This window comes from Chromatium okenii (genome assembly GCF_002958735.1).
In the GTDB taxonomy this organism is placed as follows: domain Bacteria; phylum Pseudomonadota; class Gammaproteobacteria; order Chromatiales; family Chromatiaceae; genus Chromatium; species Chromatium okenii_A.
Map to the genome: position 1 here is coordinate 1 of NZ_PPGH01000039.1, position 18,171 is coordinate 18,171.

32 protein-coding genes and 7 pseudogenes are annotated in these 18,171 nt (G+C 50.3%); 31 read left to right on the plus strand and 8 right to left on the minus strand.

The window, feature by feature from the left end; translation table 11 throughout:
• Positions 1-63: 63 nt before the first annotated feature.
• A complete protein-coding gene (locus CXB77_RS22660; protein WP_242445863.1) occupies positions 64-351 on the minus strand; it encodes a DUF423 domain-containing protein in 288 nt (95 codons plus the stop codon).
• Between the two features lie 39 nt (positions 352-390).
• Positions 391-534 (minus strand): DUF423 domain-containing protein, encoded by a 144-nt coding sequence (locus tag CXB77_RS22665; RefSeq protein ID WP_242445864.1) that lies wholly within the window; start codon positions 532-534, stop codon positions 391-393.
• Positions 535-922: 388 nt separating this feature from the next.
• Between CXB77_RS22665 and CXB77_RS22670 the strand changes: the two genes are divergently transcribed.
• The 4 genes from CXB77_RS22670 to CXB77_RS18085 all read left to right on the plus strand — a co-directional run bounded on the left by CXB77_RS22670 (position 923) and on the right by CXB77_RS18085 (position 3,696).
• On the plus strand, positions 923-1,105 hold the full coding sequence (locus CXB77_RS22670) for a 4Fe-4S binding protein (RefSeq protein WP_242445865.1): 183 nt from the start codon (positions 923-925) through the stop codon (positions 1,103-1,105).
• Positions 1,072-1,263 (plus strand): hypothetical protein, encoded by a 192-nt coding sequence (locus CXB77_RS22675; RefSeq protein ID WP_242445866.1) that lies wholly within the window; start codon positions 1,072-1,074, stop codon positions 1,261-1,263. Before CXB77_RS22670 ends, CXB77_RS22675 begins: the two co-directional genes overlap by 34 nt.
• Positions 1,264-1,301: 38 nt before the next feature.
• Positions 1,302-3,272, plus strand: a complete 1,971-nt coding sequence (gene aprA, locus CXB77_RS18080) for an adenylyl-sulfate reductase subunit alpha (protein ID WP_105074985.1) — start codon at positions 1,302-1,304, stop codon at positions 3,270-3,272.
• A gap of 106 nt (positions 3,273-3,378) precedes the next feature.
• A complete protein-coding gene (locus CXB77_RS18085) occupies positions 3,379-3,696 on the plus strand; it encodes a BolA family protein (protein ID WP_105074855.1) in 318 nt (105 codons plus the stop codon).
• A 39-nt stretch (positions 3,697-3,735) separates the two neighbouring features.
• On the opposite strand, the gene CXB77_RS18090 is transcribed toward CXB77_RS18085, so the two are convergent.
• On the minus strand, positions 3,736-5,079 hold the full coding sequence (locus CXB77_RS18090) for an alanine/glycine:cation symporter family protein (RefSeq protein ID WP_105074986.1): 1,344 nt from the start codon (positions 5,077-5,079) through the stop codon (positions 3,736-3,738).
• A 173-nt stretch (positions 5,080-5,252) separates the two neighbouring features.
• Between CXB77_RS18090 and CXB77_RS18095 the strand changes: the two genes are divergently transcribed.
• From CXB77_RS18095 to CXB77_RS22690, 5 genes are read left to right on the plus strand one after another with little or no spacing between them, the layout of a single operon-like run.
• Positions 5,253-5,924, plus strand: a complete 672-nt coding sequence (locus CXB77_RS18095; protein ID WP_105074856.1) for a septation protein A — start codon at positions 5,253-5,255, stop codon at positions 5,922-5,924.
• 3 nt (positions 5,925-5,927) lie between these two features.
• Complete coding sequence (locus tag CXB77_RS18100) at positions 5,928-6,230, plus strand: YciI family protein (RefSeq protein ID WP_105074857.1); 303 nt, start codon at positions 5,928-5,930, stop codon at positions 6,228-6,230.
• Positions 6,231-6,268: 38 nt separating this feature from the next.
• Positions 6,269-6,670 carry a hypothetical protein gene (locus tag CXB77_RS22680; RefSeq protein WP_242445867.1) on the plus strand — a complete coding sequence of 134 codons (402 nt, stop codon included), beginning with the start codon at positions 6,269-6,271 and terminating at the stop codon, positions 6,668-6,670.
• Positions 6,667-7,005, plus strand: a complete 339-nt coding sequence (locus CXB77_RS22685; RefSeq protein WP_242445868.1) for a peptidylprolyl isomerase — start codon at positions 6,667-6,669, stop codon at positions 7,003-7,005. Before CXB77_RS22680 ends, CXB77_RS22685 begins: the two co-directional genes overlap by 4 nt.
• A complete protein-coding gene (locus CXB77_RS22690; RefSeq protein WP_242445869.1) occupies positions 7,002-7,142 on the plus strand; it encodes a hypothetical protein in 141 nt (46 codons plus the stop codon). The genes CXB77_RS22685 and CXB77_RS22690 overlap by 4 nt, the downstream gene beginning before the upstream one ends.
• A gap of 39 nt (positions 7,143-7,181) precedes the next feature.
• Here CXB77_RS22690 and CXB77_RS24890 read toward each other — a convergent pair whose 3' ends face one another.
• Both CXB77_RS24890 and tsaA read right to left on the minus strand, forming a co-directional pair.
• Positions 7,182-7,430: a hypothetical protein gene (locus CXB77_RS24890; RefSeq protein ID WP_431520770.1), complete on the minus strand. Its 249-nt coding sequence runs from the start codon at positions 7,428-7,430 to the stop codon at positions 7,182-7,184.
• 102 nt (positions 7,431-7,532) lie between these two features.
• Positions 7,533-7,933: pseudogene (gene tsaA / locus CXB77_RS22695) on the minus strand (tRNA (N6-threonylcarbamoyladenosine(37)-N6)-methyltransferase TrmO); the annotation flags it as partial.
• A 110-nt stretch (positions 7,934-8,043) separates the two neighbouring features.
• Between tsaA and CXB77_RS18115 the strand changes: the two are divergent.
• From CXB77_RS18115 to CXB77_RS18190, 22 genes and pseudogenes are all read left to right on the plus strand, one after another.
• A pseudogene (locus CXB77_RS18115) lies at positions 8,044-9,558 on the plus strand (exopolyphosphatase).
• A 196-nt stretch (positions 9,559-9,754) separates the two neighbouring features.
• Positions 9,755-10,057 carry a DUF4342 domain-containing protein gene (locus tag CXB77_RS18120; RefSeq protein ID WP_105074862.1) on the plus strand — a complete coding sequence of 101 codons (303 nt, stop codon included), beginning with the start codon at positions 9,755-9,757 and terminating at the stop codon, positions 10,055-10,057.
• Positions 10,058-10,101: 44 nt separating this feature from the next.
• Complete coding sequence (locus CXB77_RS18125; RefSeq protein ID WP_105074997.1) at positions 10,102-10,308, plus strand: hypothetical protein; 207 nt, start codon at positions 10,102-10,104, stop codon at positions 10,306-10,308.
• 69 nt (positions 10,309-10,377) lie between these two features.
• Positions 10,378-10,431, plus strand: a pseudogene (locus tag CXB77_RS24175) (ribosome assembly RNA-binding protein YhbY); the annotation flags it as partial.
• A gap of 25 nt (positions 10,432-10,456) precedes the next feature.
• A complete protein-coding gene (locus CXB77_RS18130; RefSeq protein WP_347338198.1) occupies positions 10,457-10,681 on the plus strand; it encodes a YhbY family RNA-binding protein in 225 nt (74 codons plus the stop codon).
• A 275-nt stretch (positions 10,682-10,956) separates the two neighbouring features.
• A complete protein-coding gene (locus tag CXB77_RS24895; RefSeq protein WP_197711112.1) occupies positions 10,957-11,082 on the plus strand; it encodes a hypothetical protein in 126 nt (41 codons plus the stop codon).
• Positions 11,045-11,245, plus strand: coding sequence for a hypothetical protein (locus CXB77_RS23395; protein WP_277949440.1), 201 nt, complete (start codon positions 11,045-11,047; stop codon positions 11,243-11,245). The genes CXB77_RS24895 and CXB77_RS23395 overlap by 38 nt, the downstream gene beginning before the upstream one ends.
• 94 nt (positions 11,246-11,339) lie before the next feature.
• Positions 11,340-11,465 (plus strand): annotated as a pseudogene (locus CXB77_RS24900) (calcium-binding protein); the annotation flags it as partial.
• Between the two features lie 15 nt (positions 11,466-11,480).
• On the plus strand, positions 11,481-11,669 hold the full coding sequence (locus CXB77_RS22705) for a hypothetical protein (RefSeq protein ID WP_105074987.1): 189 nt from the start codon (positions 11,481-11,483) through the stop codon (positions 11,667-11,669).
• A complete protein-coding gene (locus CXB77_RS19990) occupies positions 11,666-11,824 on the plus strand; it encodes a hypothetical protein (protein WP_172452744.1) in 159 nt (52 codons plus the stop codon). Before CXB77_RS22705 ends, CXB77_RS19990 begins: the two co-directional genes overlap by 4 nt.
• Positions 11,821-12,255 carry a hypothetical protein gene (locus CXB77_RS18145; RefSeq protein WP_105074988.1) on the plus strand — a complete coding sequence of 145 codons (435 nt, stop codon included), beginning with the start codon at positions 11,821-11,823 and terminating at the stop codon, positions 12,253-12,255. The genes CXB77_RS19990 and CXB77_RS18145 overlap by 4 nt, the downstream gene beginning before the upstream one ends.
• 45 nt (positions 12,256-12,300) lie before the next feature.
• Complete coding sequence (locus CXB77_RS18150; RefSeq protein WP_197711111.1) at positions 12,301-12,720, plus strand: Calx-beta domain-containing protein; 420 nt, start codon at positions 12,301-12,303, stop codon at positions 12,718-12,720.
• On the plus strand, positions 12,717-13,136 hold the full coding sequence (locus CXB77_RS18155; protein ID WP_146108870.1) for a hypothetical protein: 420 nt from the start codon (positions 12,717-12,719) through the stop codon (positions 13,134-13,136). The genes CXB77_RS18150 and CXB77_RS18155 overlap by 4 nt, the downstream gene beginning before the upstream one ends.
• Before the next feature lie 176 nt (positions 13,137-13,312).
• Positions 13,313-13,675: pseudogene (locus CXB77_RS18160) on the plus strand (hypothetical protein); the annotation flags it as partial.
• Positions 13,676-13,802: 127 nt separating this feature from the next.
• Entirely contained in the window at positions 13,803-14,009 is a 207-nt protein-coding gene (locus tag CXB77_RS18165; protein WP_105074991.1) for a hypothetical protein, read from the plus strand.
• A complete protein-coding gene (locus CXB77_RS18170) occupies positions 13,993-14,277 on the plus strand; it encodes a hypothetical protein (RefSeq protein WP_146108871.1) in 285 nt (94 codons plus the stop codon). The genes CXB77_RS18165 and CXB77_RS18170 overlap by 17 nt, the downstream gene beginning before the upstream one ends.
• Positions 14,278-14,623: 346 nt before the next feature.
• Positions 14,624-14,686, plus strand: a pseudogene (locus CXB77_RS24905) (hypothetical protein); the annotation flags it as partial.
• Entirely contained in the window at positions 14,677-15,120 is a 444-nt protein-coding gene (locus tag CXB77_RS18175) for a calcium-binding protein (RefSeq protein WP_277949441.1), read from the plus strand. The pseudogene CXB77_RS24905 and the gene CXB77_RS18175, both read left to right, overlap by 10 nt.
• Entirely contained in the window at positions 15,107-15,367 is a 261-nt protein-coding gene (locus tag CXB77_RS20000; protein WP_172452746.1) for a hypothetical protein, read from the plus strand. The genes CXB77_RS18175 and CXB77_RS20000 overlap by 14 nt, the downstream gene beginning before the upstream one ends.
• A complete protein-coding gene (locus CXB77_RS20005) occupies positions 15,364-15,510 on the plus strand; it encodes a hypothetical protein (RefSeq protein WP_172452747.1) in 147 nt (48 codons plus the stop codon). Before CXB77_RS20000 ends, CXB77_RS20005 begins: the two co-directional genes overlap by 4 nt.
• A gap of 43 nt (positions 15,511-15,553) precedes the next feature.
• Positions 15,554-15,730, plus strand: a complete 177-nt coding sequence (locus CXB77_RS20010; protein WP_172452748.1) for a hypothetical protein — start codon at positions 15,554-15,556, stop codon at positions 15,728-15,730.
• A gap of 89 nt (positions 15,731-15,819) precedes the next feature.
• Positions 15,820-16,119, plus strand: coding sequence for a hypothetical protein (locus tag CXB77_RS18190; RefSeq protein ID WP_105074996.1), 300 nt, complete (start codon positions 15,820-15,822; stop codon positions 16,117-16,119).
• Between the two features lie 138 nt (positions 16,120-16,257).
• Here the strand turns inward: CXB77_RS18190 and CXB77_RS22710 are convergent, their stop codons facing one another.
• From CXB77_RS22710 to CXB77_RS18200, 3 genes and pseudogenes are all read right to left on the minus strand, one after another.
• The gene (locus CXB77_RS22710; RefSeq protein WP_242445872.1) at positions 16,258-16,542 is read right to left on the minus strand and encodes a hypothetical protein; all 285 of its coding nucleotides are present in this window, start codon (positions 16,540-16,542) and stop codon (positions 16,258-16,260) included.
• Positions 16,458-17,260 (minus strand): annotated as a pseudogene (locus CXB77_RS18195) (NAD-dependent epimerase/dehydratase family protein). The gene CXB77_RS22710 and the pseudogene CXB77_RS18195 overlap by 85 nt, the downstream one beginning before the upstream one ends.
• A 4-nt stretch (positions 17,261-17,264) precedes the next feature.
• Positions 17,265-18,171 (minus strand): amidase family protein (locus CXB77_RS18200; protein ID WP_431520769.1); only part of this gene is annotated, 907 nt, incomplete at its 5' end.

Sequence of the window (18,171 nt, forward strand, 5' to 3'; positions counted from 1 at the left end):
CTCCAGATAGTTATAAATACCCATTCTCAGACTAATACCGTTTTGCCGTCTGCGTAAATTGCATCATGCTGGGGCACGAGCAACCACGCCAGACGGCAGCGGCAGGTCAATAAACATCCGCGTGTGCCGCATCGTGATCAGATTCCGCCATTGATTGCGGCGGCGCTGCGCCACACGCCCAGCGCCAGCAGCGTCCAACCAATAATTAATGCCACGCCGCCGATGGGCGTGATCATGCCGAGTTGCCGAATGCCGGAGCGTCATCACGTACAGGCTGCCGCTAAACAAAACGCTGCCGAGCAGAAATGCCCAGCCTGCTGCGTTACCAGTCGCGCCGCTGGCAAGCTGCACAGCATAAACCGCAGATCAAAATCACCAGCGCGTGAATCCCTAAATAATTGGTGCAGTCAGCCAGTTGGCGAGCAGCTCTGGCGGAACACGATTTTTCAAACCGTGCGCTCCAAATGCGCCCAACGCGACGGTTACGCCGCCGTTAATCGCTCCAATTGTTAACCACAGTTGTGCTTGGTTCATTGCCACCTCATCAAATTGAACGAAATATCAGGCTTTCCTAATAAGGCAATTTTATGAAAGCCAACGGAAATACTATTTTGACCGTATGCCGGCAAGTCAGTAGGCTGCAAACCTGATATTACCGGCTTTTTCTGCTCTCGAAGTGTTGTTGCCCACCGCGTTTAACGCGGTTTTTTGTGTGGCCACAGTCGGAAGCGCCCCGCCGCCCAGACTTCATCTGCAAGCGGCATTCACCGCAGTGAACCGTGAGGAGATCGTGAACCATGCCAACGTTTGTGCGTACTGATAAGTGTGACGGCTGCAAGGGTCAGGACAAGACCGCTTGCATGTATATCTGCCCCCACGACCTGATGAAACTGGACAAGATGGTTCAGACACCGGTCACGCGATGAAGGCTTATAACCAAGAGCCAGAGCAGTGCTGGGAATGTTATTCCTGCGTCAAGATTTGCCCGCAACAGGCGATCGAATGCCGTCATTACGCTGACGTGGTGCCAATGGGCGCTTCCGTGCAACCGCTGCGCGGCACCGATTCATCATGTGGACGATCAAATTCCGCAACGGCAACATGAAGCGCTTCAAATTCCCCATCCGCACCACTTCCGAAGGCTCCATTGATCCTTACGGCAACAAGCCAGCGGCTGACATCGCCAAAATCGGCGAGGCCGGTTTCTTCACCCTCGGCGGCGTTCAGAAAGCTGGCAATCCCAGCGAGCTGATCCGCAAATAATCGACATTCCTAACAATTACAGATTCGGGGTAGAAGACATGGCAGGAGAATTCGGTAAACCGGAGATCGTCGAAGAAGAAGTAGACATCCTTCTGATTGGCGGTGGCATGGGCGCATGTGGCGCAGCATACGAAATCGGCCCTTGGTTGGATGAAGCCAAGAAGCAAGGCATTGATCTGAAAGTCAAACTGGGACAAGGCGGCAATGGATCGCTCCGGCGCAGTGGCGCAGGGTCTGTCGGCAATCAACACCTATTGGGCGAGCAAGACCCCGCTGATTATGCGCGGATGGTTTCCAACGACCTGATGGGCATCACCCGCGACGATTTGGCTTACGACCTCGGTCGCCACGTCGATGATTCGGTGCATCTGTTTGAAGAATGGGGTTTGCCGATTTGGAAGCAGCCCGGCGATGAAGGCAAGGCGTTGGTTGACGGCGGCAAGCCAGTTCGTTCCGGCAAGTGGCAGATTATGATCAACGGCGAGTCCTATAAATGGATCGTCGCTGAGGCCGCAAAAAAGGCGCTGGGCACGGAGCGCATTCAAGAGCGCGTGTTCATCGTCAAGCTGGTGAATGATAAGAACGATAGCAACCGCATCGCTGGCGCAATTGGTTTCTCGGTGCGCGAGCACAAAGTCTTTGTTTACAAGTTCAAAGCCTGTCTGCTGGTCGCCGGCGGCTGCGTCAACATTTTCCGTCCGCGCTCCGTCGGTGAAGGCACCGGTCGCGCTTGGTATCCGGTCTGGAATGCTGGCTCGACTTACGCGATGGCGGCTGAAGCTGGCGCTGAGTTGACGATGATGGAAAACCGGTTCGTGCCCGCCCGTTTCAAAGACGGTTATGGCCCGGTCGGCGCATGGTTCCTGTTGTTCAAAGCCAAGGCCGTCAACGCCTTTGGTGAGGTCTACATGGACACCAACAAGGAGCTGCTCAACGATTATCCGCCCTACGGTCAAGCGGCAGTGCCAGCCTCGTGCTTGCGCAACCATTTGATGATGAAAGAAATGCGCGAAGGTCGCGGCCCGATTTACATGGACACCGTGTCCGCGCTGGGCAAGCTGGCGGAGACGATGACGCCCAAGGAAATCAAGCACCTCGAAGCTGAGGCGTGGGAAGATTTTCTGGATATGTGTATCGGTCAAGCTGGCGTGTGGGCGGGTGAAAACATCGAACCGGAAAAGAAGAATTCCGAGCTGATGCCGACCGAACCCTACCTGCTCGGCTCACATTCCGGCTGCTGCGGCATCTGGGTGTCTGGCCCGACCGATGTTGGCGCACCGACTGCTGAAGAGCACGCCGACCGGCAAGATTCCCAGCCACCTGCCTTCCGGTTGGAACTGGGGTTATCGCTCGATGACCACCGTCAAGGGTTGTTCACTGCCGCTGATGGCGTGGGCGCATCCGGTCACAAATTCTCCTCCGGTTCTCATGCCGAAGGGCGTTTGGCAGCCAAGGCGATGGTGCAATTCTGCATGGATAACAAGGATCACCAGCCAGAACTGGCTGATTCGGTTGCGGATTTGGTCGATGAGATTTATCGCCCCGTGCGCAATTTCCTTGAAAGCAAGGATTACACCACTGCAATCGACGTGAATCCGAATTACATCACGCCGAAGATGCTGCAATTCCGCTGCAAAAGGTCATGGATGAATACGTCGGGCGTTTCGACCATGTACCAGACCAACGCCAAGATGATGGAAGTGGCGGAGATGAAGCTGGAGATGCTCAAGGAAGATGCGCTGAAAATGCGGGCAAAAGACCTGCATGAATTGCTCCGCGCTTGGGAGAATTATCATCGAATTCTCACCGCTGAGGCGCACATGAAGCATATTCAATTCCGTGAAGAGAGCCGTTACCCCGGTTTCTATTATCGGATGGATTACAACTTCGTGGATGAGACCAATTGGAAGTGCTTCGTCAATTCGATTTATGACAAGACCACCAAGACGTGGAACTGCTTTAAGCGGGCGCATGTAGACATCGTGGACAAGTCCAAGCTGTTTAAGTAAACAGCGATTCATGCTCGGCATCGCTGCCGGGTGATCAAAAGCCCGATCATCTTCATTAGGTGGTTGGGCTTTTTTATTCTTAAATCACCATTTCTGAGATTAAAAAATGAGCCGAAAACAACGCATTACCGATCAACTTCAACAGTCACTGCACTCTATTGTGCATCTGGATATTGTGAATGAAAGCTATATGCACGCAGTTCCGGTAGGCGCAGAATCACATTTTAAAGTGCTCGTGGTCAGTGAAGATTTTTCATCGCTTTCTATCATTGAACGGCATCGCCTGCTTAATCAATTATTAGCAGTTGAATTCGATCATGGTTTACACGCGCTGTCATTGCACACTTGGACGCCGGAAGAATGGACTACAAAAGGTGGCGTTTTAGCGGAATCGCCGCCCTGTTTGGGCGGCTCAAAACTGTAGGTTTAATCAATTGGTTAATTGCTACTAAAAACGCACCAATTACTGCGATTGAGTTGTAAAATACTCTCGCGTCAAACGGAATACCACTGGGCTTAATAATAACAATGCAACCAAATTGGGGAGCGCCATTAGCGCATTGAGCGTGTCGGCAATGAGCCAAATCAAATCCAATTGCGCCAGCGCCCCGACTGGAATCATTAACACCCAGAGAATGCGAAATGGCACGATGACCCGCTCGCCAAATAGATATTCCGCGCAGCGTTCGCCGTAAACGCTCCAACCGAGAATGGTGGTGTAGGCAAATAGCACCAAACCAATTGCGACGATGTATGTGCCCACGCCGGGCAGCGATTGCTCAAAGGCTGCCGATGACAACGCCGCGCCGGTTAAGCCCGAAGTCCAAGCGCCAGAAACGACGATCACCAATCCGGTAATCGAGCAAATCACCAGCGTGTCAATGAACGTGCCGATCATCGCTACCGTGCCTTGCGCGACTGGATCGTTCGATTGCGCGGCAGCGTGGGCAATTGGTGCACTGCCCAGCCCGGCTTCATTGGAAAAAATGCCGCGAGCCACGCCAAATTGAATAGCTGCTGCTACGCTCGCGCCAGCGAATCCACCCGCTGCTGCGGTTGGCGAAAAGGCTTGCACGACAATGAGTTGCAATGCAGGAATGATTTGATCCAAATGCGTCGCCAGCACGACCAGTCCGCCGAGCACGTAAGTCAGCGCCATAAACGGAACCAATGCAGCGGACACGACGCCGATGCGTTGAATGCCGCCGAGCAGCACCAGTCCGGCAAGGATCGCCATGACTAACCCGCTCATCCATAACGGAATTCCAAACGCATCGAGTGCGGCATGGGCAACGGAATTGGCTTGTACCGTGTTGCCAATGCCGAACCCAGCGAGAACGCCAAAAATGGCAAAGGCGCTGGCCATCCACAGCCATTTTTGACCCAGTCCGAGCTTGATGTAGTACATCGGACCGCCGAGATGATTGCCCTTGCCGTCAACTTCGCGGTAGTGCATCGCCAGCACTGCTTCGGCGTATTTGGTCGCCATGCCAACCAGTGCCGTGCACCACATCCAGAAAATCGCGCCCGGTCCGCCGAGAAATACGGCAGTTGCCACACCCGCGATATTGCCCGTGCCGACGGTCGCCGAAAGTACAGTCATCAGCGCGTGATACGGCGTGATGTCACCTGCGCCCTGCTGTTTGCGCCCGCGCCACAGCATCCGAAACCCGAGACCGAGTTTTAACAGCGGCATGAACCGCAATCCGATCATTAAAAAAAAGCCAGTACCGAGAATAAGCACCAGCATTGGTGGCCCCCAGACCAAACCATTTAACACGTTCACCCATGCCGTTATTTGTTCCACTGCAATAATCCCATCTCAATCTGATTGAAAAACCGTTGCGACGACACAAAGCGCCGCCGCAATCTGCCAACGTGGTGTTAATCAAAGCGACTTTACCGCATTGTCGCTGGGTCTTATCCTCGCATGGCGTTAACGATTGCGCCCAGAAACCCATTCACGTTTAGGAATGCTCAATGCAACTGTTGATTGATTTTTTACCCGTTTTATTATTTTTCATCGCTTACAAGTTTGCTGGCATTTACGTTGCAACCGGCATTGCGATTGCGGTTTCGGTGGTGCAAGTCAGTTGGAATTGGTGGCGACATCGCCGCGTTGAGACGCTACAACTGGCCACGCTGGGCTTGATTGTGGTCTTTGGTGGATTAACGCTGGCGCTGCATGATCCGATTTTCGTGATGTGGAAACCAACGCTGATTAACGGATTGTTTGCCGTGGTATTTTTCGGCAGTCACTGGTTTGGTGAGCGCAATCTGATTGAGCGAATGATGGGACATAATGTGACGCTGCCGCCGCTGATTTGGTCACGTTTGAACTTCAGTTGGGCAGCGTTTTTCGCCTTTTTGGGAGTGATCAATCTGTTTGTGGTTTATGTGTGGAGCGGATTTTTCACTGCGCAACAAACGTTAATTGCAGAAAGCGGTCAAACGGCGCTTGATCTCACCACTTGCGCCGCGACCTATACCGACCGCTTGCTGGCGCTGTGTGAAGATGCGCAGGCGCGGGAGGCAGTGTGGGTCAACTTTAAGCTGTTCGGTATGATGGGTTTGACCGTGTTATTTGTCATTGCGCAAGCGTTTTATCTTGCGCGTCATGTTCAAGAGCCAGCGTCAGCGGAGGCTGATTAAACAATGCTTTACGCAATTATTGCGGTGGATGTTCCCGACAGTTTGCCGCTGCGCCAGCAGACACGACCGGCGCATCTGGCGCGGTTGCAGGCGCTGCAAGATGCTGGACGTTTGGTGCTCGCTGGACCACATCCAGCAATTGATAGCCCAGAACCGGGCGCAGCGGGTTTTACGGGTTCGCTGGTGGTGGCAGAATTTCCCGATCTTGCTGCCGCTGAAGACTGGGCAGCGGCGGATCCGTATCAAGCGGCTGGGGTTTATCAGCAGGTCAGTGTCAAGCCGTTCAAACAGGTTTTCCCAAGTTAATCATCGTCTTTAGTTCTCAACCCAATGGAAGTGATGTTATGAAAATAGTTCGTGTCCCGTTGTTACTTTGCGCGTTGCTGGCGACTGGCAGCGGTTTTGCCGAAGACGCCAAAATCAACACCGATTCTCCCGATACGCTGATTGCGACGGTCAACGGCATCGCCTATCCGCTTGACGTGTTCCGCGTGTTTTATCTGTCACGGATGCAGCAGACGCAGGGCGAAAATACGCCGGCGATGCAGCAGCAGGCGTTTGATGAATTCATGGGTTTGATCGTCGCCTCGCAGGAAGGCGCTCGGCGCAAGCTCGAAAGTGATCGCAACGTGGTTGCTGCGCTCAAACTGGAGCAGATGAAGGTGATGTCGAATGCGGCGCTGGCAGCAATGGCGCAGGAAATCAAACCACTGATGACGATCTCAAGGCAGCGTATGACAAGGTGAAGGCGCAGTCTGGGCGCGTTGAATTCAAGGCGCGGCACATTTTGGTGAAGGACGAAGATGAAGCGAAAAAGCTGATTAAACAGTTGGATAAGGGCGCTGATTTCGCGGAGCTGGCCAAGAAGAATTCGACCGGTCCGACCGGCAAGGATGGCGGCGATCTCGGTTGGTTTGATCCGAAGCAGATGGTTCCGGCATTTGCGACCGCGATTGCTGACATGAAGCCGGGCACTTATTCCAAGACGCCGTGCAAACCCAGTTTGGCTGGCACGTCATCAATTTGCAGGACACGCGTAAAGCCGAGCCACCAGCGTTTGAGGATGCCAAGCCGCAGTTGACGGCATTGGTGCAGCGCCAGCAGCTTTCCGAGAGGATCGTGGAAATGCGCAACAAGGCGAAGGTGGAACTCAACGAGGCGATTGTGAAAATCACGCCGAATAAAGACGCGCCAGCGGCTGACGCGACCAAGAAATAATCTGCTCGTTCGCCGGTTGTAGATTCGCTGCAACCGGCATCATTTGTCCGCACTGGGTGTAACGCTCACCACTTCGATTCCCGCTGCATCGCAGCGCCAGCGCACATTCAAATTATACAGTTGCATTCCAAACTCGCGCCGTTGCGGGTAACGATTCATATAACCGGGGCGCGGGTCTTGCGCCAAAATCTGCGCAATTAACTGCCGCAATTGGCGTTGTCCGTCTGGGTCTACCAGCACGAGGTCACGCTCGGCAGCGGCGCTGAAGTGCACTGGCGTGATCGTCATTTCCGGCGGTGTAGCGAATCCACTTCGTGCGCTCGGCAGCGCATCGGCGTAAGGCACATACGGTTTGATGTCGAGCACCGGCGTTCCATCAAGCAAATCGACTCCGCGCAACCGCAGCGCCAGCCCTCGCGCATCACGGATTAAACCCAGTTGCTCCACCGCTGATAACCCAATCGGATTGGGACGATAGGGCGCACGGCTGGCAAACACACCGACCGTTTGGCGTCCACCTAAACGCGGGGGCGCACCGTCGGTTTCCAGCCAGCGTCGAGACAATCCGCATGAAATACAAAGAGAATCCAGACGTGTGAAAAACCGTCGAGTCCCTTAAATGCTTCTTCGCGCAAAGGCTGGCAGCAGTTCGAGTCGCGCTTCTGCTGCCGTGACCAACCGGGCTGGCGCGGAATGCCGAATTTGTCGGTATAGGGCGAGCGGATAATGCCGATGGGATTAAAGATCATAAATAAGTTTTCAGTTGTCAGTTGATGGTTGGCAGTTACCATCGCGTTTCCCACTGACAACTGAAAACTGCCAACCGTCAACGCCACGTCACAGCCCGTTCTAAGATTCTGGTAACATGTATCCCATTGATAGCAATGCAGGATTTTTTCTAATGCCTGAAGTACTTACCGAAATCAATGAGCTGCCGTCGCATGACATCGTCGCTGCGGTTGATCTCGGTTCCAATAGTTTTCACATGATTGTTGCGCGTCTCGATGAAGGTCACATGCGCATTACTGACCGCATCGTGAAGTCGTGCGCCTCGGTGAAGGTTTAACGCCAGAAAAAACGCTCACGCCGGAAGTGAGTGAGCGGGCGCTGTCTTGTTTAGAGCGGTTTGGGCAACGGTTGCGCGGTTTTGCGCCGGGCAGCGTCCGCGCTGTCGGCACCAATACGCTGCGCCAATTGCGCCCAGAAACCGGTTTTGTCGAACGCGCTGAACTCGCGCTCGGTCATCCCATTGACGTCATTGCTGGGCGCGAGGAAGCGCGGTTGATTTATCTCGGTGTGGCGCATGGTTTGGCCGCAGGCACGGAGCGGCGTTTGGTCGTTGATATTGGCGGCGGCAGCACTGAAATCATCGTCGGTCAAGGCTTTTCGTCACGCTTGCGCGAAAGTTTGCATCTCGGCTGCGTCAGTTTGTCACGTCAAATTTGCGATGGGCGCATCACCGCCAAAGCAATGCAAAAAGCGGAATTGGCTGGCGCGTTGGAAGTGCGACCCGTCCGCGAATTATTCCGCCGCGCTCGCTGGCAACAAGCAGTTGGTTGCTCCGGCACCATTCGCGCCATCGCTGCGGTGGTGAATGCAGAAGGTTGGTGTGATAACGGAATTTCTGCGGAATCGCTGGCGCAGTTAAGTGCCGCGCTGACCGATGCCGGGCGCGTGGCAACCATCAATCTCAAAGGCTTACCGGAAGAACGCAAACCCGTTTTTGCTGGCGGTGTGGCGATTTTACGGGCGGTGTTTGAGGCACTCGGCATCACGCACATGCAGGTGTCTGATTACGCGCTGCGCGAGGGTTTGATTTACGAAATGATGGGGCGGTCGCAGCATGAAGATGTGCGCGAGCGTACTGTTGCCACTTTATGCCAACAATTCCAAACCGATCTAGCACATGCCCGGCGAGTGGAGGCGACGGCGCTGGGAATTTATCAACAACTCGCTGCGCCGTGGGATTTGAACCATCCCGAACATCCGCAAATGCTGACTTGGGCAGCGCGCCTGCATGAAATCGGCGTGATGGTGGCGCACAGCCAATATCAAAAACACGGTGCTTATTTGCTGCGTAACGCTGATTTGGCTGGATTTTCACGGCAGGAACAGATGGTGCTGGCGGCACTGGTGCTCGGACATCGCCGCAAATTTCCGATGCAGGAATTTCTGAATTTGCCAAAAGCGGAACAAAACAGCGCCCGTCATCTGTGCGTGATTTTGCGTTTGGCCGTGCTGCGCATCGCGGGCGCTCGGCAGTGAATAAACACTTTCTTAACGTCACCGCTGACAGTGAACGGCTGGCGCTGTATTTCCCAATGAATGGCTGGCGCGTCATCCTTTAACGCAATTGGAACTGGAACAAGAAGCCGAGCGACTGGCGACAGCAAAAATAATTCTCACTTTTTGCTAAAATTTGTCTTGTATTCAGCCGTTAACCCTGTATGCAGCACAACATCGTGATTAAGTGACATGCTGCGATTAAACCGGTTAAAGTCTGTCGTGAACGTTGATCTCGAAAGCACTAAATCCATTGTTTTGACAACAGAATTCAGCGGCAATGTCACCAACAGTTCAATTCTCCATGAGGGAATTTTTGCGGATAAACAATGAAAAATGATACGGATCGACCCCTGTTTGAAGACATCAGTGTGACTGGTTGGGTATTAATCGACAAGGTTAAAGCACTGATTGCGAGAGGGAATGTGCGGCGTTTAATCGTGCGCCAACCGAATGGCAAGGTGCTCATTGATGTGCCATTAACGGCAGGTGTTAGTGTGGCAGCGGTCTTAACGTTGCTCATGCCAATGCTGACGGCAATTGCGGCAATGGGTGCATTGTTTACGCAATTTCGGATTGAAATCGAACGTGATCCGACGTTGTTTGATGATGATCGTTCGCGTGATCGTTAATTGAGCGCGAACATTTTTAACCACAGCAATAATGAGTATTGATGATGCAAAAAGTGAAGAAGACCGCCGAATACACCCTGTTTCAAAAGAAATCTGGGCGCTATGCGGTAAAAGGCAAGAATAAGAAGTGGATCAATGGCGACGCAAAACAGGCGATTCTGGCGAACGAGCAGTTGATTAAAGTGATGACACCAAAGGCAGTGCCTGAAGTGAGTGGGAAGCTGCGGCTTAATTGCGCATGGTCTGATTGATGCGCATCACAATGGCAATTTTCATGTGATGCGCATTCGCAGGTTTTTTTGAATTGATTTGAGTTCTAAATGGCTATTACTGAAAAACAAAAACGCTGGCTAAAACAACAGGTGCATCATCTGAATCCTGTGGTATTGGTTGGACAGCATGGCATTACTGATTGCGGTGCTCGCCGAAATGGAAGTAGCATTGAATCATCACGAGTTAATCAAAATTCGTGTCAATGCTGGCGACCGCGATGAACGTGATGCAGCAATTGCGGATATTCAAGCGCACACACAAGCGATGTTGATTGCGCGTATTGGTAACGTTGCTGCGTTTTATCGGGCGAATATCAAAAAACGTGATCCGCTGGTGTTACCAAAACTGTAGTTTTTATCGGTTATATTGAGTGTTAGCGAACGTTGTTGTAACGCAAGCGAAGACGGTAAAATTGCGCATTTTGAGCTAGACTTAGGGTGCGTTTTTTAGGTGTGGAACGTGCAATGCGAACCACTAAAATTGTCACACATTAGTAAAATACTAGGACGCAAACATGGCAATTTCATTTGATAGTGGCAACGACAAAGAAAGCGGTACGGCTGTTGCTGAAACCCTAAATGGCTTAGGCGGCAACGACACCATTACCGTCTAGGTGGTAATGACAAATTGCTGGCGGCACTGGCAATGATTTATTAGATGGTGGCGTCGGTAATGACAAGCTGAAAGGTGATGCAGGCAAAGATAAGCTGCTTGGTGGTGTGGGCAAACGATTTGATCGAAGGCGGTGGTGATAATGATGTTTTAGATGGCAATGGCAACGATACGCTGAATGGTGGCGCTGGTAAGGACACCATGACTGGCGGCGAAGGAAATGACACCTTATTGTCGATAATAAAGATGACAATGTCACTGACATCACGACAGGCACGAAGGTGGCATCGATTTGGTCAGTAGTTCAATTAGTTATGTTCTAGGTGCTGAGATTGAAAATTTAAACTCTGACCGGTGAATCAGATTTGAATGGTACCGGCAACAAATTAGCGAATGGATCAACGGTAATGCAGGGAGCAACACATTAAATGGTGCTGCTGGGAACGACACCATCAATGGCAATGAAGGCGACGACATCATTGATGGCGGTGCTGGCGTTGATAAATTAGCAGGTGGCGATGGTTCTGACGTTTATGTTGTGAGCAATAACGAAGATCGTATTACAGAAACGGCAGTTGATGGCGAAATGATGACGAAGTCCAGAGCTGCTCCTGATTATGAGTTAGGTGCCAATATCGAACGCTTAACCCTGCTTGAAAAAGGTGAAGACGGGATTGGGAATGAACTTGACAATACACTTGATGGCAACCGCTTGATAATGAATTGAATGGCGATGCTGGCGATGACACCATTAATGGCAATGGTGGTGATGATATTCTCGATGGCGGCGAGGGTGATGATGAAATCAATGGCGGTGATGGCTACGACGTTGCTATCTATTTAGGTAGTGAAGATGATTACAAATGGTATTCGGATGAATGAAGGGTTGGATTGTTGAGGATATTACCGGAGTTGTTGATGGTGCTGATGAAGTTGATGAAGGGATTGATACGCTGAGGGCATTGAAGTGCTCAGTTTTAGCGGCAGTGACGAAGAAGTTGTCATTGGGGAAGAAGAACCTGAACCGCCAGTTGAAACCAGAATTGCCAGTGCTTCAAGTCAATGCGACTGAACTGATGATAGATGAGTCAGGAAAAAACGGCGCGTATTACAGTGACGCTATCGAAGCCTCCGATGAGACTGTAACGGTGCAATACGCTGCAATGGCGGAGACTGCAACTGCGGGTAGTGATTATAAAATACTGGGTACCGGTACTTTGAAGTCTTGCCGGGAAGAACGAGCCAGACGATTAGCACTTCAATTGTTAACGACACGCTTGATGAAGTGGATGAAACTTTCAGTGTGCAATTAACAAATCCGCTGAAATGCGACGCTTGATACGAATGCGTCAACAGTTGTGACCATTATTGATAATGATGAACCTGCATTGCCAGAAACCGGAACCAGAGCCGGTGACGCTGCAATGACTGCGACCCGAGTGACGAGTACGGAAGGTGAACTCGCGGCGATTACTGTGACGCTTTCTGCGCCTTCGACGCAGACGGTGACGGTTGATTACGCGACCAAAGATGGCAGTGCGAAGAGTATCAATGGCGATTATGTCGCTACGACGGGTAGTTTGACGTTTGCACCCAGTGAAACCAGCCAAACCATCATTTTGGAGCCGCTGGATGACACGGCGGTTGAGCAAAATGAGACCTTCCTCGTGCAACTGAGCAAATCCGGTGAATGCGACCTTGGCGACAGCCACCAACGCACGGTGATCATTCTTGATGACACCCAGCAATGCGTGGCACTGAGGCGGACGACAACTTGACATGCTCTGCCGAAGATAACGACATCGATGCGCTTGCTGGCAATGACGTTGTCAATGGTATGGGCGGTAATGACACTCTGATCGGCAATACCGGTAACGACACCTTGGCGGGCGGTGACGGCAATGACCCTGCTCGGGCGGTGAAGGCGATGACGTGCTGCAAGACTCCAGCGGCGATGAACAACATGAGCGGTGGTCTCGGCGATGACCGCTTTATGGTTGACGGTAAGGGCACGGGACAGGTGTTGATTGAAGATACCGGTGGCACTGATACGCTCGATGCGTCGGGTGCAAAAGTGGGCGTGACGATCAAATTGACCCCCGGTCAAATCAGCACTGTCGGTGGTCAGCAAATTACCCTCAGTGCGGGGGCACGATTAGCGATCCTTTGGATATGTATTTCTTGGAGGATTTGACCGGTTCATTTAGTGATGACGTTGAGACGGTGCAGGAATTAGTCCCGAATGTTGTCACGGCAATTCATGATTTCCAACCAGACAGCATGTTTTGGTTTGGGTTCTTTCATGGATAAACCGATTGATCCTTTGGTCAGAACTATGACGACTATGGTTATTATGCTGATTACCAGTCTGATTATGTTTACGCCAACAATTTGAATTTGACTACTGATCAAGCTGCATTTAGTACTGCATTAAATGCGTTGGTGTTGGGTAGTGGCAATGATTGGCAAGAATCGCAATTGGAAGCCTTGATGCAGGTTGCATTGCACAGCAATGAGATTGGCTTCCGCAGCGGCGCTGTGAAGACGTTCGTGTTAATGACTGATGCCGATTATCACCGCGCTGGTGATGGAATTGAAGCAGGGATCACCACTGCAAATAATGGCGATGGCATATTAAATGGAACGCCTGCTGGTGCTGGTGAAGATTATCCCACTGTGACAATGGTTGCGAGTATTACAAGCTGCGGGTATTCTGCCCATTTTTTGCAGTAACTAGTGATGCTAAATCATACTACGTTGATTTTAGTTGATCAATTAGGTTTTGGTTCGGTGGTTGATTTAACCGTGACAGTTCTAACTTGGTTTCGGTGATCACATGCAGGCATTAACAATCTGACTGATGGCAACGGTAGAAAATGCGATTGGTTCCGCGTTTGATGACATCATTATTGGTGATGGCAACGCGAATGTATTAACTGGCGGAGCAGGAGTTGACCAATTAACTGGCGGTGCCGGTGGCGATACCTTTGTATTCCATCTGGGTGATTCTGCGGTCGGTGCCGGCGAACGCGACATATTAAGATTTCAGCGTGGCGACGGCGAATGAGGTCATTGATTTAAGAGCTTTGAGCACTTCCGGGTTGAGCTTTATTGGCACGGCTGAGTTTGATGCGGACGGTCAAGTGCGCTATGTGCAGGATGTTGCTGCAAATATGACGCTAGTGCAGATCAATTTGGCAGATGTTGTGGATGTGCCAGAAATGGAAATCCAGTTGACGGGTAAGCTCACGCTCACTGCGAATGATTTCATCTTTGGCATAGCGTTTGAATGCGTTGGGGTTGTCAATGGAGCTGGCAACCAACGTTACAATTAGAGCTGACGGAAATTGCAATGCTGTATCACTTTGCGAGGTAGTTCACATTTCACAAACATCCGTATTGACTACAATAGAGTTGTCACTTGTAGATTATTTACTAATTGTTCACAAGCGAGCAGCATTGTCTGCGCACTCACTTAATTGAAAGACACGAGGTTTAATATGGCAACTTCTTCTCCGTTTACTGCAATGAAAAAAACTGGCACCGCTATTTAGTGGTTTAGGTGGTAATGATGATATTAAAGGCATGGGCGGCAATGACACCATTGCGGTGGCACTGGCAATGACTCGCGGGACGGTGGTGTGGCAATGACGTGCTGAAAGGCGATGCAGGCAAGGATAAATTGCTTGGTGGCGTTGTAACGATTCAATTGAAGGTGGTGTAGATAATGATTCATTGGATGGTGGCAATGGCAACGATACGCTGAATGGGGCGCTGGTACGGACACGATGACCGGCGGCGAAGGCAATGATACCTACATCGTTGATAACATTGGCGATAAAGTTACTGATGTGACTACAGGCACGAAAGGCGGCACCGATTTAGTCAGCAGTTCAATCAATTATGTTCTCGGAGCCAAGATTGAAAATTTGACCCTGACTGGCGATAAAGACCTGACTGGTACCGGTAATGATGAGAAGAATGTCATCAATGGTAATGCAGGGAGTAACAAATTAAACGGCGGTAAAGGGAACGATACCATTAACGGTGGTGAGGGTGATGACACCATTGATGGCGGTAGCGGAGTTGATAAATTAACAGGCGGCGATGGTTCTGATGTTTATGTTGTGAGCAACAATGAAGACATCATTACAGAAACAGCAGTTGAGATGCGATGATGACGAAGTACAGAGTTCGGCGGCAGACTATGAATTGAACGCCTATGTTGAGCGTTTAACCCTGATCGGAAAAGGTAAAGACGGTATCGGTAACGAGCTTGATAATACGCTTGACGGCAATGAGCTTGATAACGAATTGAATGGTGATGCTGGCAACGATACGATCACTGGCAACGCCGGTAATGACATCCTCGACGGTGGTGCTGGTGACGATGACTCGACGGCGGTGATGGCGATGATGTTGTGACCTATCAGGGTTCAATTGAAGACTACAAAATCATTGATGAAGGTGACCAGTGGATCGTTGAAGACACCACTGGAATTGATGGTGAGGATGGCGTTGATGAAGGAATTGATACCATTACGAATGTAGAGATGTGCAATTGTTGACGGCGTTTATCCAGGTGGTGATGATGATGGAGTGATGCCATTCTTGGTACTGAAGACGACACACATTAATGGTACTGAAGATAACGACACCATTGATGGTCTTGGTGGTTATGATGTCGTGACTTATGCGGGCTCGATTGACGGATACGAGATTACTGACGAAGGAGATGGACAAATTATTGTCGATGGTAATGAGGCGTTGATACCCTCATTAACGTAGAAGAATTACAGTTCGATGATGATTTTTATTACATCGACTCAGGCGACATCGAGCCATTCCCGCCAATTATTAGTGATGAATTACCCACAGTGCAGTTTGGCTTTACATCACTAGAGGGTTATGAAGGTGATGACAACTTAGCTTTAACAGTGACGCTGTCTGCACCTGTGGATGAAGAGGTCACAGTGACCTTTATCACCGCAGGTTCTGCAACAGCAGATGAGGATTATTGGCTCGGTGATGGTGATACCTATTGGTATGACGATTCTGGTAATCAGTGGATTGAAGAAACCATCACCTTTGCGCCAAGCGAGACCTCTAAAGAACTACTCATCGAACCTACTACGATGACATTCCTGAGGATTATGAAGATTTCACCGTCACACTGACTAATGCAGTGAATGCAACAGTGAACGAAGAAGAAGCTAGCGTTGCAGTTGTAGGCATAATTGACGACAGCTATTATTAAGCCGATTGTTTGATTAAACCGCTCCCGAACCAACAATCGGGCGCGGTTTTTTAATGCCTCAAACTTGATAAAACGTCCGATACCATTCAACGAATCGTGCGACACCTTCGGCAACTGGTGTGCTGGGAAAATAACCCGTATCACGCACTAAATCAGACACGTCTGCAAAAGTATCTGGCACATCACCGGGTTGTAATGGCAGCAATTCCATATCCGCCTGTTTTCCTAAACACTGTTCCAAATAGCCAATATATTCCATTAACTCAACCGGTTGATTGTTGCCAATGTTATACAACCGATAAGGTGCTTGACTGGTTGCAGCATCTGGCGCAGCCCAGACCAATCGGGATTTCCCATTGGCATTCGATCCAAGACGCGAATCACACCTTCTACAATGTCATCAATAAAGGTGAAATCGCGTCGGTGTTTTCCATAATTGAAGACTTGAATTGGTTCACCAGCAAGAATAGCGCGAGTGAATTTGAATAACGCCATATCTGGGCGTCCCAAGGACCGTATACCGTGAAAAAGCGCAATCCAGTTGTCGGAATAAGATACAAATGGCTATACGTGTGCGCCATTAATTCATTGGCTTTTTTACTTGCTGCATACAGACTTAATGGGTGATCGACGTTGTGATGCACTGAAAAGGGCATTTCAGTATTTGCGCCGTATACTGAACTGCTCGACGCATATACCAAATGCTCCACGCCATGATGGCGGCAGGCTTCTAATACATTGGCAAAACCAATAGATTGGTGCGTACATACGCAGCGGATTTTCAATTGAATAGCGTACACCAGCTTGTGCTGCCAGATTCACCACGCGTTCTGGACGAAAACTCGCAAAACCTCATTAAGTCGTTCTCCGTCTTCAATATCAAAGCGCAAATCTCGATAGCCAGCATAATTCAATGTGCGCTTCAGTCGTGCTTCTTTCAGATTGACATCGTAATAATCATTGAGATTATCAATCCCAATCACTTCATCGCCGCGTTCTAATAGACGCAGTGATAATGCCGAGCCAATAAATCCGGCGCTGCCGGTGACGAGAATTCTCATAATCTCAATTGACCTGCGTAAAGGTTATGAATGAAAAAAGCAGTGGTTGTTTATTCAAAGCCAGCGGGAGCTGCTTGATGCCAATGGTGACATGTTGAAAACGATGTGCCACATTTAATAACCGCGCTTCATCAAAATAATTGCCGATGATTTGTAAACCTACTGGCAAACTATCCACTGGTGCGACGGGAATTGACATGCCGGGCAATCCGGCAAGATTAGTGGCAATGGTATAGATGTCATTGAGATACATTGCGACGGGATCATCGTAGTTCACGCCGAGCGGAAATGCGGTCGTTGGGACTGGTCGGCCCATAATGACATCAACTTGTTCAAAGGCGCGATTGAAATCATCAGCAATTAAATGACGAATGCGCTGCGCTTTCAAATAATAGGCATCGTAATAGCCAGCAGATAAAACATAAGTGCCAATTAAAATGCGGCGTTGTACTTCTGCGCCAAAGCCTTCAGCGCGACTGCGGCAATACAAATCTTTTAAGTCTTGTGGATTATCGCAGCGATGACCGTAACGCACTCCATCAAACCGAGCGAGATTGGATGAACATTCTGCTGGTGCAACGACGTAATACACTGGAACAGATAATGGACTATTCGGTAAACTAATCTCATGCAGTGTTGCGCCGAGCCGTTGAAATTCTTTTAATGCTTCATCAATTGATGCGGCAATACGCGCATCTAATCCTGCGCCAAAATACTCTTTTGGAAGACCAATACGCAGTCCATGAAGATCATTATCTAACGCATCGACATAATCAGGTACAAGTTCATTGGACGCTGGTGGAATCGCGTTCATCAAAACCGCCATTTCATCGAGAATAAATGCTGCATCGGCGGCCGAACGCGCCATAACGCCAGCCTGATCGAGTGACGATGCAAAGGCGATCATGCCC